The 15,085-nt window shown below is 39.7% G+C and carries 9 protein-coding genes; 3 read left to right on the top strand and 6 right to left on the bottom strand.

The features are described from left to right. Positions 1–79 precede the first annotated feature (79 nt). Entirely contained in the window at positions 80–748 is a 669-nt protein-coding gene (locus tag RM552_RS00650; RefSeq protein WP_311366868.1) for a glutathione S-transferase family protein, read from the bottom strand. Between the two features lie 236 nt (positions 749–984). Between RM552_RS00650 and RM552_RS00645 the strand changes: the two genes are divergently transcribed. Next, positions 985–1,632: a hypothetical protein gene (locus RM552_RS00645; RefSeq protein WP_311366867.1), complete on the top strand. Its 648-nt coding sequence runs from the start codon at positions 985–987 to the stop codon at positions 1,630–1,632. 26 nt (positions 1,633–1,658) lie between these two features. Here RM552_RS00645 and RM552_RS00640 read toward each other — a convergent pair whose 3' ends face one another. Together RM552_RS00640 and RM552_RS00635 are read right to left on the bottom strand one after the other, a co-directional pair. Further along, positions 1,659–5,723, bottom strand: coding sequence for a translocation/assembly module TamB domain-containing protein (locus tag RM552_RS00640; RefSeq protein WP_311366866.1), 4,065 nt, complete (start codon positions 5,721–5,723; stop codon positions 1,659–1,661). Position 5,724: 1 nt separating this feature from the next. Continuing rightward, positions 5,725–7,545 (bottom strand): autotransporter assembly complex protein TamA, encoded by a 1,821-nt coding sequence (locus RM552_RS00635; RefSeq protein WP_311366865.1) that lies wholly within the window; start codon positions 7,543–7,545, stop codon positions 5,725–5,727. 212 nt (positions 7,546–7,757) lie between these two features. Between RM552_RS00635 and RM552_RS00630 the strand changes: the two genes are divergently transcribed. Continuing rightward, positions 7,758–7,964, top strand: coding sequence for a hypothetical protein (locus RM552_RS00630; RefSeq protein WP_311366864.1), 207 nt, complete (start codon positions 7,758–7,760; stop codon positions 7,962–7,964). Positions 7,965–8,065: 101 nt separating this feature from the next. Continuing rightward, a complete protein-coding gene (locus RM552_RS00625; RefSeq protein WP_311366863.1) occupies positions 8,066–8,998 on the top strand; it encodes an ATP-grasp domain-containing protein in 933 nt (310 codons plus the stop codon). 74 nt (positions 8,999–9,072) lie between these two features. On the opposite strand, the gene RM552_RS00620 is transcribed toward RM552_RS00625, so the two are convergent. From RM552_RS00620 to hslU, 3 genes are read right to left on the bottom strand one after another with little or no spacing between them, the layout of a single operon-like run. After that, the gene (locus RM552_RS00620) at positions 9,073–11,808 is read right to left on the bottom strand and encodes a M16 family metallopeptidase (RefSeq protein WP_311366862.1); all 2,736 of its coding nucleotides are present in this window, start codon (positions 11,806–11,808) and stop codon (positions 9,073–9,075) included. Between the two features lie 38 nt (positions 11,809–11,846). Next, positions 11,847–13,700: an aspartate ammonia-lyase gene (gene aspA / locus RM552_RS00615; protein ID WP_349254625.1), complete on the bottom strand. Its 1,854-nt coding sequence runs from the start codon at positions 13,698–13,700 to the stop codon at positions 11,847–11,849. 15 nt (positions 13,701–13,715) lie between these two features. Continuing rightward, positions 13,716–15,047, bottom strand: a complete 1,332-nt coding sequence (gene hslU / locus RM552_RS00605; protein ID WP_311366861.1) for an ATP-dependent protease ATPase subunit HslU — start codon at positions 15,045–15,047, stop codon at positions 13,716–13,718. Positions 15,048–15,085: the final 38 nt, after the last annotated feature.

The following is a 15,085-nucleotide window of genomic DNA, read 5'->3' as shown; positions in this document are numbered from 1 at the left end:
ACATAAATGTGCGATATTAGGTTGGGCATTTTTTGAACAATCCAAATCGGCAACACTCAACCCCAAAGGCTACACCTTATTAAGCTTTTCCAAAGGCTTTTGCTAAGTACGCATTAAATGCTGGCTGTGCGGCTTTTTTGTCTGCATTAATTTGTTGCGCTTCAGGCAATTCACTCATTTTTTTCATCAACTCTTTAGCACCAGGTGCTTCTGCTAATAGGTCAATGTCATAAAGTTTCTTGGCAACACCAGCGGCGAGATCTGCAGAGTAGTAAAACATGATGTCTGCTGCGCTGAGCTTGTCACCAGCAAGGTAGGGCGAAAACGACGCTGCTCTGGCTAAGCTTTGTATGCCAACATAAAGTGCGCGTTTGACTTCTTTTTTAGTGACGTCTGCTACTGGCACACCCCAAAATGCTTCATGGTGGCAACGGCGCGCAGGTAGCTCTATATATAGCTCCACCATTTTCGACAACTCACGAATTCTTGCTCGCTCAAAAGCATTCCCAGAAAGTAGCGGTACACTTGGTTCTATTTCATCGAGATACTCTAAAATAACGTTAGATTCGACTAAAACGCCATGTTCAGTTTGTAATGCTGGCACTTTACCAGTTGGACAAATTGCTAAGTATTCTGGCGTTTGATTGGGATAAGTCATCACCGTTTTATACTCTATACCTTTTAGCGCCATGGCTAATTTTATCATGTTGTAATAATTACTAACGTCAAACCCATAAAGTGTAAGCATGCTAATTCCAGTTATTCAAAGTGTTTAAAATCACTAATCGTACTATGAAACAATGGCGGTCAAATTCAACATTTAATTATTGATAACTAAGTATTAGTCATATGATTAGTGAATTGCTAAGACCATTAACTATTGCATTGTTTGAGTAATTTTAATAAACAAAATGTGACTTTATATAATTGAATATTTATCAAGGATGCCTTATTTTTATTCAAAATAACCATATTGAGCATCCTATGAATTCTGTATTTTTAAGAAATTATTCTGCAATTAAACCGCTAACGTTAGTGCTTTTAACTTTGCTAAGTTGTGGTTTGCAAGCCAACGATAAAAGTAAAGAAATCGATATGGCATACAGCCGTCTTATCGTCGCATTGCCTGAAAATAGTCAGATAATTGCCTCGCCTTACCCAGAAAATTTAGGCACTTATGGTGACGGCGTGAGCAGCCAAACTGCGCTTGATCCAAACATGATTGGTGGTCAAATTTTGCTTGTATATGCGCCTAAAAAACGCAATGCATACGATGCTGGTGTGATTTTGCCTATTTCACCCGCGGTTAAGAAAGGTGATGCACTGTATCTTACTTTCTTCGCCAAAGCGCTAACACCTCCTAAAGGACAAAATACCATTCGTATTGAAGGCGTAGGAGTTCAACAAAGTATAGAGCCTTACGGGAGTATTTTTACAAACACGATTACACTTAACGACAAACTACAGTCTTTTTCATTTGCGGGCATCGCCACAAAAAACTATAAAGCTGGGGAATTACAAGTGTCGTTCCATGTGGGCACAGGCAAGCAAGAAATTGCCTTTGGCCCTGTATTTATTTTTAATGTTGGCCAAAATGCGACTGTTTCTGAATTACCTTATATTGATCAATAAACGATACATTTTGGAAACAAGACTGTTTACTCACCTCGTGTAATTTCGTAAAACAAGTCAATGGCGCTCTCTGCGCCTCCTTTTGCTTCAATATACATTTTTGGCATGAGTTGATATTTTAAAATTACTTCGCTGGCAGAATCGAATAACCCAACCCCGTAAGTAATTTGAATATCGTCAGATAACCTACCTGTGAGTTGCACTTGAGTATCGTTCCCCTGCCCAGCAGTTTGAAAACCTAAAGATTGAAATCCTAAGCTTTTGCCAAGTTTATTAACACTGTTTTCACTACTACCAATACCAAAATTAACCAGCATGTTGGCCAGCATTACCTGATTAGATGTGCCCTCTCCTCCACCAAAATCAGTACCTTGTAACAAATACGACAATTGACGTGCTTGACTCATGTTCGGTTCAGAAAACAAATCAACTTTGGGTAACACTGGGTTACCTGTAATTCTAACACCGGCTATTACATCGTCGGCCGTATTAAGAGGATTGCGAATAGCCGATAAATTAAATTGCGGTAAACTGGGCAATCCTGAGAAAAAGATACTGCCTTCTCTTATTTGTAGCATTTGGCCATAAGCCTCATATTTGCCATTGAGAACATTTACCGTTCCATTTAGATATGTTTCCATTGCACTAGCAATCTGCTTTTGTTTGTCATATTTTTGTACTACCTGCAAATGTAAGTCGCCCGCTAAACTTGCCTGTAAGTCAAAGGCGTCAATCTGCACTCGTTTTAATTTTGGTTTGTCTATTACCAAACGCAAATCTATATCAAGGCCTATTGGTATTTCAGCTGGCTCTGGCGGTCTTCCAAGAATTTGCACGTCACGGGAAGGCGATTTTGCGCTTTTAGGTAACTCTTTTATATTGATATCTGCGTTCGGAATGGCGATTTCACCTTGCAAACTAAATTGCGTGGGCGAAATTGAAATGCTTAAATTAGGCGTAGCTAATAACTCATGATCATCATAGGCCAATTGCATGCCAGCCCCTTTTATATTGCCTTTAAATAAAAACCCTTCATTAAAATCGAGTACACCATTGTAATCGGCGCTACCTGAACCTAATTCAAATTCACCGTCAATGGTCGCTTTATTGTTTACTATTTCAATACTTTGGTTAAATTCGGTAAAAGGATACGGGTAGTCATCAAGCACCAGTTCACCGTCGTTAACATACAATTCACCATTGAATAAAGGATTATCTAACTGGCCTTCAAATACTAACTGGCCGTTTATTTTCCCAACTAGTTTCTCGGCGGTAACGATATATTTTTGAAGGGGTGACAAATCCAAATTTTGGATATTTAATTGTCCACTGTGGTGTCTATTTTCAGGTGCTAAATCCAATTTTGATTGTAAGCCTAATGACCCGGTTTCGGTTGTGCCTGCAAATATCACGCTAGATAGCATGTCATCGTTTAATTCAACATTCGCCACAACGGCAAACAAATCAATATTTCGCTCAGCGGTGACCAATTTTGAATTAGCAATAAAATTATAAGCATGAGCCTGTAAACCTGAGTCCTTCGACATGTCGATTGCAATATTACTAACTAATGGGACGGTAGTACCTAACTTAAAATTATCTCGCCAATAATATTGCAGAGCTTTACCCAAATCGTAATTTAATACCAGTTTTGCTTGCGTATCTTTTTGTGCGGAATCGCTTCTATAAACTATATCATTCAGACAAAGTGATTGCTCACTAACTTGTGAATTAGCTAACCAACAATGATCACCTACTTCAAACGCTTGTTCACTGACAAAAATAGGGACAGACTGCACCAATTTTATATGATCAAAGGGTAGTATCCATTCGCCCGTTGACCACCTACCTCGCCAACTCAGCACCTGACTTAGATCATTTTCTGACGGTAACGTGAGTGTTCCTTCTAAATGTTGAACAAGCGTTACTTCCGGATGAGTGGCTGAAATCATTATTGCGTGAGTATCTAAATCGCCAACGATACTGAGCTTAGCTTCCTCAATAGTTTGCCCCGCTGCTTGCAGGCTATTTGCATTAAGTGAAATATTTGCTTGCCAATTGTCAGATATATCTAATAAGGTATTAAGTTCGGCATTTTCTATTGATGTATCTTTAAATTGTAGAGACCTCATGCTGAGTTGGCTGGCAATACGCGGCATATTCACAGCACCTTTAATACTAACTTGCCCTTCAATTGTCCCGCTTAAATCTGGGTGAATATTGGGTAAATCGTCTAACATCAAGCGCAAATCAAAATTACTATTGGCGTTAGCAACATTGGCGTAATCCAAAGGTAAGACCAATTCGCCCTCTGCACTTAGGTCGTTACCTGCTTGCTCTAATTTTAGTGATTTGACTTGCAATATGCCCGATTTTGTTAAAGTGGTATCACAATTAATTTTTAAGCTTTGCCCCTCAATAGTGCCTTGTATGTTCTCACATGCAACCGCACCCCAAACATTATTGCTATCTAGGTTTCCTTCGAAACTAAATTTACCCGAAAGATCAGAACTTAAATCTGGTAGTAAGGTTTGTAATCGAAGTGCCGAAAATTCAACTTGGGTCTCACTTTCGATAACCTTATCATTTGTCGAGCTTGCCACTAAACTGGTCTTCGAAGTTGCAAGTAACTCTCCAATTGGGCCACTGGTCATTAAGCGCGATATATTTAAGCTTTTATTTACAATTGAAGCCTGTGCTACAAGTTCAATATTACTTGCTTGTATCGCCTCCAAAGCTTTAACTGTTTGAGTTTGGTCTTTATTTGTTGGCGCGTCTTTGGTCGCTTGCTCAAACTCCACATCAGGAGATGCATGTGAAATAAGCTCAACTGTCCTGGCGTTTAATTCAATATTGTATAATGCTGTATCACCAGAAATGTTGATGAAAAGCGACTCAATCGGCACGCTAAATTGAGGCAGCCATGCTTGCAACTCGCTCAAGTAATCCTTGGCTTGTAGGTTTATATCAAGGGGTAAATTAGCGTCGCTAATATCTGTCTGCACATACAACTTAAGTAAATCCGGTAATGTTGAGTCATTTGTTAAGTTATTTGTTGAGTTGGCATCCTGATGTTTAATAGTAAGCGCAATTTCAGAAGTATTACCCAATATATTAAGTGCTAATTTATCGGCAGATGTTTTAGTGAATGCATGATTAGGCTCTAAATCAATGATTATTTTGTGCCAATAATTGTTATCCAATGCAACGAACACATTGGCTTTAAAGCGTTTAAAGACTTGCTCAATCGGATTGGTTCGCAGATTTAATTCTAATTTCTGTTTTAATAAGCTTGCTGTTATTGCACTCGATTCGGTACATAATTTTTCGGGCTGATGTAAACAGATTGTGCCGACATTGACTTTTTTTATAGCAAGTTCGATGGGAATAAATACCGTAGGCACAGTCACGGGCTGATACTGATAATCAGATATCATCTTTAACAAAGTTTCTTCGGGATCTATTGATGTTTGTTGAGTACCTGAAGGCTCTATATTGGCTGAAGGCTCTATATTGGCTGAAGGCTTTACATTTGCTAAAGGCTCCTGCCCCGTCTCTAAAAAAACATCGATGCTATCAATCATGAGTGATTCTATGGTGATTTGCTGGTCGGCTCTAGCAAGCAAGTGCATATTACTTATTTCAACAAACTTCGTAGGCTTGCCCGCAATTTGCTGAAAAAGCATAAACTTCGTCACACTCACGTTCGATACCTCAATGGGTAAAGGCATGCGAACATATTCGGTTGTTGGTGGTGTATCTTCTGTTTCTTCTGGTTTATTGAGTAACACCACTTTTAAAGCATCTGCATGCAACTTATCTACACAGGCAACTCGATTAAATAAGCAGTTTAGACCTAAATCGATAATCAAGTTTTTGCCATTGACTTCGATACTAGGTAAATTGATTTCTACTGAACCAAGATTTAATGCTGAATAAAAGCTACCGGATACTTCCTTTATTTCAATTCCTTCTTGATCGTTTGCTATCCCTACCATAACGTTAACGCCAATAGGTGAAAGCGCGACTCCCACTATTACAAAAACTAGGAATACCAGCCCTAAAAAAATATAAGCAATTTTTTTACCCATATTAAAGCCCCGGTCCAATAATCAAATGAACATCCCATCTCTCTTCAAAATCAGATTTACCGCGAGCCACATAAATTTGTACATTGCCAATGGGAGACAACCAGTGTGCGCCAACGCCAACGCCCGTGGCTAAATTTTCTGCAAATTCATTACTAGCGTTGCCGGTATCAAAAAACACTGCCGCCCGCCAATTTTCTGTGACATTGTAAGCGTACTCTATACTTGCAACGGCTAAGTATTTGCCACCTAGCAATTCGATATCTGAATCTTCGTCAATTTCTCCTCGTTCATTTTCGATTCGCCGAAAATCAGAAACCTCGTTTAATCCAAAGCCACGAATACTTTGGTCACCACCAGCAAAAAATCGTAAAGATGACGGTACTCTTGAAAAATCGCTGGTAGAAATAGCGCCAGCATCTGCTCTTAGAACAAGCCGATGCCGATCAAATTGTCGTATCCATTTTGTTCTGGCAATCACTTTAAAGAAGTCGATATCTGACAAAAAGTCTTTGCTTCCGGCCTCTACCGTTAATTGTTGATAATCTCCCCAATTAACAAATAAATCACCGTCTTTACGAGTTCGATTGAAAGTAAAACCAGGCAACACTAAACGCGTGGTTTGTTTTTCTTGCAAACCCTGTTCAAAAGACTCTTGCTGCAACTTTATAAAGGCTATCTTGTCCCAATCACCATCAACTTTACCGCCCCATTGTCGCTGCGCAGCGAGCGTAATTGTCTCACTATTAGTTTGGTTATCGTCGACCAATTTGTAACCTACTTGATAATTTAAAAAATCCTTTAAAGGATTTTCTTTAGGGACTCTATAGTCTACCTCCAAAAACTGCTCAGGCTCTGACACGTAAAGTTCGCCCCCTAATGAATGTCCTCTTAAATTTACCCATGGTCTATCCCAACTCAAACTTACTCGAGGGCCTGTATCAGTGCTAAAACCTATACCAGGGTTAAATATATCTTTGGGTTTGGGATCTAAAATTACTTCAACAGGAACCAACAAGCCTTCCTTTCGTGAGGCATTAGCCCTAGCGATAGCATTGTTAAAATAGCCTGTACTCGACATATCAACTGAAAATTGGCCAATTTTTGTTTGGTCAAAATATTCCCCCGTTTTAAAGGTGCGAACACCAGTCGCTATATCTTGGCCACGTGTATCTTCCAAAAAAACAATTTCGCCAAATTTGTGTCTTTTGCCTAGAATAAATTCCCACTCTATCGTGGCTGTGCTTTGTTGCTCATTTTCATCGGAAAGAATATTTAATTTATGGTCAATAAACTTAAAATCGAAATAACCATAAAGTAAAGCAAAGGTAATAAGTTGGTTTTTTAGACTGCTATATTCATCATGATCCAAAATCTTATTTTGCAATCCGCTAACTTGCTTAAGCACCTTTGCCAAGTTCTCTGGAAGTAATGTTGTATTACTTATGTCGTGCAATAAATTAATTTTCGAGATGACTACTGCTTGATTCAAGGTGACATTCATCGCGATACTAAATGGATACTCACCCTCTTCACGCTCTTGTTTTCCATCATCGTTAAATTCTGCAAACTGAATAGGCGTCAGAACAAATTCAGCATTGTAATATGCAAAGGCCTGCACTGCTTTGTCGGCCGCTTTAACAATCTTTTGCTCATATTCATCTACTGCAAATTCCGAAACAGGCAAGCTTACTTGTTGCACAAATATTTCGATATTTTCAATGATGTCGTCGTCTTCAATCCCGGTAATGGTTAATTCAGTTGCCTCGCTTGAAACACTTAAGCTACCTAAGCATAAAAAAAGGCACAAAAAAATGCTCGGCATCCGCCATTGCTGTAACCTCTTTGACACCTTACTTTCCATTATTCGATTTACCAACAATCCGGCCAACTGATCAGTTATGTTTAATTTTTGCCTTCGCTATTATGAATATCACTGCAAGGACGCAGTAAACAGCACAAGGATGTGTAATTCAGTTTTTACACTGAGTTATTCATTTTAACATTTTCAATTAATAAGCACTACGGAGACTTAGTATGAAAACTCAAATGATTACATTATTACCTCAACAACTTGACCAAGTATCAGGAGGCGTTGTAGATGGAGGTTGCATTGGCCAGAGCCTACCTCCATACTTAAAAGCCGTTAAACCGCCATTTGGTATCGACAATCCATCCCAAAAACTACCCGGTTATGTCACTTTAGCGATAGACGAAAATGGCGGCAATTTCCCGTTTATTTAATTAGCAATTAAGCAAAAAACTGCCCTTAGCATATTATATTTATATTGTGTTAAGGGTTTACTTGACTGAAATTAACTACGCTGTTAACAGCCAAATAAGCGATGAAAACGATTCTGATCATTGGGCAAGCTAACTCACTTGAAGTTCAATCTCTTCAATCACTAGCTAAGCGCCTTGGTATTAGCGTATATGTTATTGACGCAGCATATATGGGCAAATACCTTGACCTTGAATACTACCCACACAACGACCAAACCAATTTAGTTATTGATGCACACGACAAAACTGAGCTTATCCCTATTGATAGTATTTGTGGTATTTATTGCGCAAAAATTAACCCACCCATTGGCAAGAGCCCCTTGCAACAAATGGAATATAGCTGCCTCTTTCAACTGCTGCTTAGTCAACAAAACTTGAATTGGGTAAACTCTATAAAAGCTATTCAGTTTCATCGAACCAAACCAAAACAATTACATTTAGCCAAACGATTAGGGGCAAATATTCCAGCGACCTACATCGGTTGCCAACAGGATGCGATAGAGTCTTTTATAAATTTGCACAAAGAAATTATTGTTAAACCTGTTTTTGCCGGCCACTTAAGTTACAAACTTACTCCCTCACAAAAACATTCGAAGCAGATAAATACTTGGGCTAAACAAGCAGTCACTCTGCAAGAGTACATAAAAGGTCAAGATGTGCGCACGTATATTGTAGGTGACTTTATAATCTCAGCCATTATTAAGCCAAAACAAAAAAGTCACAATAAAGAGGTCTCAAATGAGTTCGAAATTAGTGATTATCGAGAATTGCCCAATCCTGAGATGATACCCATGCAACTGCCACTTAGCGTTCAGCAACTTGCTATTAGGATCATGAGGGCTTTCCATTTGCGATTTACGGCCATTGACTGGCGCTTAACACCAAACGGCGAATTTGTATTTTTAGAAGCCAACCCAGCTCCGTTATTTGTGTATGCACAAAATAAACTTGGTGTAGAAATAGATAAGGCGCTTATAAGTTTGCTGATTAACTAATCACACATTCTCATAAACGCCCGTTGTACAAAGCCTTGCTACTTACATGCCTATAAGCAAGTAATTTAAGGACTTTATTCTGCCGCTTCAGCTTTGGCCATATCACCGGCTTTGATGATAGATACGTTTTCTAAATCGAAGTATTTTTTCATCACTTTATGTACGTCGTCGGCTGTCAATGACGCCATCTGAGCTTCGTACTCTTTATACCATTGCATATTTCTTCCAAGATAGAGGTTTCTGCGCAGTGTGCCAACCAATTCATTATCTTGCGCACGACTGACCTTTTTAGCTTGCAAGAGTCCTGACTTAGCACTTTCAATCTCCTCATCGGTAAATCCATCTTTTAGCATAATTTCCATGACTTCTTTAAACCCTTTTTCAACTTTGTTCAGGTTTTGAGGGGCACAAATTGCATAAGCGCCAAAGGTAGATTTTTCATTCATTGCATTTTGATTCAAAAATGAACCCGCACCATAGCTCAAGCCGTCTTGCTGGCGCAGACGAGTCGCTAAGCGACTATTTAGGAAACCTCCGCCTAATATATAGTTACCTAACTCTAGTGCAGGCGCGTCCGGATGATTAATACCCACTGGTAACATAAGTGCCGCCACAAAAGTCGCGTTTTCTTTGTCTGGTGTATTAAACTCGATATTTTGTGCCGCGACTTCCTTAAACGGGTCAACAATTCGCTTATAGTCAGCTTTACTTTCCCAAGTCGTAAACAGACCCTCTATGTCTGATTTAATTGCCTTGCTATCAAAATCTCCAACAATACCAATTTCTAAGTTATCAGCACCATAAAACTGCTTATGGAACGCTTTTACATCGTCCAAGGTTAACGCTTCAAGCGAAACTAAATATTCCTCAAAAGTTTCTACATAAGAAGGGTGCCCCTTTGGAAATGGACTTTGTAAACGACTATACTGATTAAAAGCTAGACGTTGAGGGTCTTGCAAGTTTTGTTCTACGTCCACTTTTAAAGTGCTTTTGTATTGTTCGAATTCTTCTTTGTCGAACGAAGGCGACTTAAGTATTTTGTCGAGTAATTTCATTACTGCGCTTAAGTTTTCGTTAGTTGTACTGACAGATGCGAAAGCAAAGCTCGCTCCACTAGACACGTTAACTTGCGCTTTTAATTTGTCAAACTCATCTTGAATATCCTGTCGTGACAACCCAGCGGCACCTCTTAATATCATTTGCCCGGTCGCGCTTGAGACCAGCGCCTTATTTGTTAAACTGTCTTCATCCCCATACCTAAATAACATGCTAACTCTTACAGCCTCGCCTCGAGTGCGCTTTTCAAGCATTGAGACTTTTGTACCATTTTTAAATTCAACGATTTCAGTACGGCCATCAATGTTATCAAATGAAGGCTCAAATAATTCACCTTGCGCAATAGCTTCACGACCGGTGTAGCCTTCTAGCATATCTGCAACACTTGCCACTTTTGGAATATCAACTCTTTCTGGCGTTTCACTCGGGATAAATTGACCTACGGTACGGTTGTTGCGAACTAAATAAGCCTCGGCAACCCGTTGTACATCTTCCACGCTGACTTTTTCGATTCTATCTCTGTGTAAAAAGTACAAGCGCCAATCTCCCATGCCCAACCATTCAGAGAGTTGTAAAGCAATGCGTTCTGAAGAATTGAACGATAATTCTATATTTTTTAATAAGTTTCGTTTAGCTCGATCAACTTCATCAGCTGAAACAGGTGCATCTTTGATATTTTCAATCGTTTCTATCATGACCTTTTTGGTTGGTTCAATATCAGCTTGTTTATCAATAAACGCAAAAAACAAAGCTAAGCCAGGCTCTTGCCATTGAAAATTAAACCCAAAGACTCGACTAGCAAGTTGCTCTTCAACAAGTGCTTTGTGCATGCGTCCGCTTGGCGTATCACCTAGTACTTGCGCAAGTACTTCAAGCGCGGCAAAGTCAGAATGTGAACCTGCTGGAATATGATAAGCTGAGCCAACAAGTTTAGTATCGCCAACACGCCTAACCGTGACGCTTCTTTCACCTGCTTTTGCGGGTTCCTCAGTATATAGAGCGGGTAATACTCGTGTTGGTTTAGGAATAGGTGCAAAGTATTTATCTACCAAAGCCAGCATGTCATCTTTTTCAAACTTACCCGCTATTATTAGCGTCGCGTTATCAGGCTGATAATACTTTTTATAGAATGCTTTTAAGCGGTCAATTGGCACATTCTCTAAGTCAGAGCGGGCACCAATAGTCGTCTTGCCATAATTATGCCAGTCATAAGCAACCGCCATCATACTCTGTAAAGACACTCTGAAAGGGTCATTCTCGCCACTCTCAAATTCGTTACGTACGACGGTCATTTCACTATCAAGGTCTTCTTTGGCAATAAATGAGTCAACCATCCGGCTGGCTTCCATTGAAAGTGCCCAATTGATATTTTCTTCAGTCGCCGCAAAAGTCTCAAAGTAATTGGTCCGGTCTGTCCATGTGGTGCCGTTTGGCCTTGCACCTGCAGCACTCAATTCTGCTGGAATATCTGGGTGCTTAGGTGTTCCTTTAAAAACCAAATGTTCCAAAAGGTGAGCCATACCCGTCTCACCATAATTCTCGTGTTTTGATCCCACCCTGTAGGTCACGTTAACGGTAACGGTTTCTTTTGTATTGTCTGGGAATAATAGAACTTGTAGTCCATTGTCGAGACGATATTCGCTGATCCCTTCAACTTCTGTGACTTTTTCGAATTCTGTATTTGCAAACACATGACTGCTGGCTAGAGCAACAGCCCCAACAATTAGTAATTTGCCTAAAAATGGTCTTGTCATTAGGTTTCCTTTAATTTCTATTTTTGTTTTTTTAAAATTTAATACACCATATTATCAGGTGATAACACTTCTTCCAGTTTAGCTTTTGACATGAGTTGTTTTTCAAGTACTAAATCGTATACGCTGCGATTATTCTCAAGCGCTTCTTTGGCTAAAGCGGTGCACATTTCATAGCCTAAGTGTGGATTAAGTGCCGTTACAATGCCAATTGAATTTTTCACATTGTCTTCGCAAACTCTTTTATTGGCACTTATGCCCATTATGCAACGCTTACCTAAAGTGCTCATGCCAGACTTAAGTATTTCAATTGATTCAAAAACACTTTCAACCATAACCGGTTCCATTACGTTTAGCTCAAGTTGACCGGCTTCAGCGGCTAAAGTCACGGTTAAATCGTTACCAATTACTTTAAACGCAATTTGGTTCACCACTTCTGGGATCACTGGATTGACTTTACCAGGCATAATAGACGAACCTGGTTGCATTGGTGGAAGGTTGATTTCGTTTAAGCCTGCGCGAGGCCCTGAAGATAATAAGCGCAAATCATTGCAGATTTTCGATAACTTCACCGCGAGTTGTTTTAGCGCCGAAGAATACATGACCAATGCACCTGTATCGTGAGTGGCCTCAATCAAATCATCTGCTAAAAATATTTCTCTGTGGGTGACTGTGCCCAGATGTACAACGACTCTTTCACGATATTTTGGGTCTGCATTTAGACCTGTACCAATAGCTGTGCCACCCATATTCACTTCTAAAAACTGTTTGCTGCTATTTTTTAAACGCGCGATTTCATTCTTTAAACTAGAAGCAAAGGCTTTAAAACTTTGACCTAATGTCATAGGAACCGCGTCTTGTAATTGCGTACGTCCCATCTTTAATACAGTATGAAATTCCTTCGCCTTAGCGTTAAAACAATCTATTAAAGTGCCTATTTCACTCAATAATTTATCGTTCGCATCCATTAACGCTATTTTGATAGCAGTTGGGTAAGCATCATTAGTTGATTGAGAGCAATTAACATGATTATTAGGATGGCAGTATTGGTAGTCTCCCAGTGCTTTACCCATAATTTCGAGAGCACGATTTGCAACGACTTCATTTATATTCATGTTAGTCGACGTTCCGGCCCCGCCTTGTATCATGTCCACAATAAAATGATTATGAAGGCTACCCAAGACGATTTCATCACAAGCTTGGCAGATTGCATTTTTAATATCATCAGACAAATTACCTAAGTCATGGTTGGCAAGTGCTGCCGCTTTTTTTACTTTAGCCAAACCACATATAAAATCAGGGTAAAAGTTTAAGGTAATGCCGCTAATATCAAAATTTTCTAATGCACGCAGTGTCTGTATTCCATAATAAGCGGTGTCTGGCACAGATTTATGACCAAGCAAATCATGCTCTTGACGCTGTCCACGAGCTTGATACATTGTTGAGATATTTTCATACCGATTACTAGCGTGCTGCATACGTCTAATAATAATCTGGGAGATAGTAGAGGTGATTTGCAGCGCTAGACTGCCATTGCCACTTAAGGCTGTTAGTAAATCTTCGCGCTCAAAAACAAAAATATGAGCCTCTGTTAATGCTCGAGCACTCAAGCCAAGCTTATGTGGTGGAGCGATAAGAACTGTTTCTCCGATAAATTCATGATCAGAAAAAACCGTTAAGCTTTGTTCTTGGTTACCGCGCCCATCAAATAATTGGATACTGCCTGATTCAATAACGTACAAAGTATTGGATAAGTCATCCCCATTAAACAATATATCGTTTTCACGTAATATTTGTTTTGTAGCATGTTCAGCCAGCATTGCTAGGTCACTGTCTGCTGCTCCTTGAAACAATTCTGCGCATTTAAGGCAATCTATAATGGATTTGTTTTCCATACTTTTTTCTCTCATTTACAAAATGAAACGTGATAAATCCTCGTTTTCTACCAAGGCTTGTAGGTGCTCATTAACATAAACGTCATCCACTGTTATCGCTTCACCAGAACGGTCAGAAGCGTCGAACGATATTTCTTCCATTAAACGTTCTAACACCGTATGTAAACGACGAGCGCCAATGTTTTCTGTCTTTTCATTAACTTGCCATGCGGCTTCTGCAATTCGTTTAATACCCGATTCAGCAAACTCTACTTGCACACCTTCCGTTGCCAACAAGGCTTTATACTGCTCCGTTAACGAGGCATTTGGCTCTGTCAGTATGCGCACAAAGTCACCCACAGTTAGTGCTGAAAGCTCTACTCTAATTGGCAAGCGCCCTTGTAATTCAGGAATTAAGTCTGAAGGTTTGGACATTTGAAAGGCCCCAGAGGCAACAAACAAAATATGGTCAGTTTTTACCATACCGTGTTTAGTCGATACGGTTGAACCTTCGACTAATGGTAATAAATCGCGTTGCACACCTTCGCGCGATACATCACCGCCGCTGTTGGAACCCTCACGTTTACAAATTTTGTCTATTTCATCAATAAATACAATGCCATTTTGCTCTAAAGACTCAATCGCATTTTCCTTTAGGTCTTCATGGTTGATCAGTTTAACCGACTCTTCTTCTATCAAGACTTTAAAAGCATCTTTGATTTTGAGTTTTTTCTTCTTTTTCTTATCGCCAGATAGATTTTGAAACATTCCTTGAAGTTGATTAGTCATCTCTTCCATGCCAGGTGGTGCCATTATTTCAACACCTACTTGCGGTAATGCGACATTAATCTCTATTTCTTTATCGTCTAATGAACCTTCACGAAGTTTTTTACGGAAAACCTGTCGGGCACCCTTTTCTTCGACCTCTTCTTTGTCTCCGAAAGCATTTTCTGGTGGGGGAATAAGAATATCCAATATACGGTCTTCTGCGGCTTCCTCTGCTCTATATTTCACTTTGGCTGCAGCCGTTTCCTTTGTCATCTTTACTGCAATATCAGCCAAGTCACGAATAATTGTTTCGACTTCCTTGCCCACATAACCTACTTCAGTAAATTTAGTCGCCTCAACTTTAATAAAAGGGGCATTCGCCAACTTAGCTAGACGACGCGCAATTTCGGTTTTACCTACGCCAGTGGGGCCAATCATAAGTATATTCTTTGGCGTGACTTCTTGGCGAAGTTCAGGCTCTAACTGCATTCTACGCCAGCGATTTCTAAGGGCTATCGATACGGCTCTTTTTGCATCAGCTTGACCAATAATATGCTTATCGAGTGCGTGCACAATTTCTCTTGGTGTCATTTCAGACATATCACTTCCTATCTGTATGTATACCGCTATTTGTTAAC

The organism is Glaciecola petra (assembly GCF_031846345.1).
In the GTDB taxonomy this organism is placed as follows: Bacteria; Pseudomonadota; Gammaproteobacteria; order Enterobacterales; family Alteromonadaceae; genus Glaciecola; species Glaciecola petra.
This window is presented reverse-complemented; position numbering and strand designations above follow the sequence as displayed.

Excerpts from the sequence above, each read along its gene's own strand:
- RM552_RS00640 (WP_311366866.1), bottom strand. The coding sequence starts at position 5,723 with ATGGGTAAAAAAATTGCTTATATTTTTTTAGGGCTGGTATTCCTAGTT.
- RM552_RS00620 (WP_311366862.1), bottom strand. The coding sequence starts at position 11,808 with ATGACAAGACCATTTTTAGGCAAATTACTAATTGTTGGGGCTGTTGCT.
- aspA (WP_349254625.1), bottom strand. The coding sequence starts at position 13,700 with ATGGAAAACAAATCCATTATAGATTGCCTTAAATGCGCAGAATTGTTT.
- RM552_RS00625 (WP_311366863.1), top strand. The coding sequence starts at position 8,066 with ATGAAAACGATTCTGATCATTGGGCAAGCTAACTCACTTGAAGTTCAA.
- RM552_RS00650 (WP_311366868.1), bottom strand. The coding sequence starts at position 748 with ATGCTTACACTTTATGGGTTTGACGTTAGTAATTATTACAACATGATA.
- RM552_RS00630 (WP_311366864.1), top strand. The coding sequence starts at position 7,758 with ATGAAAACTCAAATGATTACATTATTACCTCAACAACTTGACCAAGTA.
- RM552_RS00645 (WP_311366867.1), top strand. The coding sequence starts at position 985 with ATGAATTCTGTATTTTTAAGAAATTATTCTGCAATTAAACCGCTAACG.
- RM552_RS00635 (WP_311366865.1), bottom strand. The coding sequence starts at position 7,545 with ATGCCGAGCATTTTTTTGTGCCTTTTTTTATGCTTAGGTAGCTTAAGT.
- hslU (WP_311366861.1), bottom strand. The coding sequence starts at position 15,047 with ATGTCTGAAATGACACCAAGAGAAATTGTGCACGCACTCGATAAGCAT.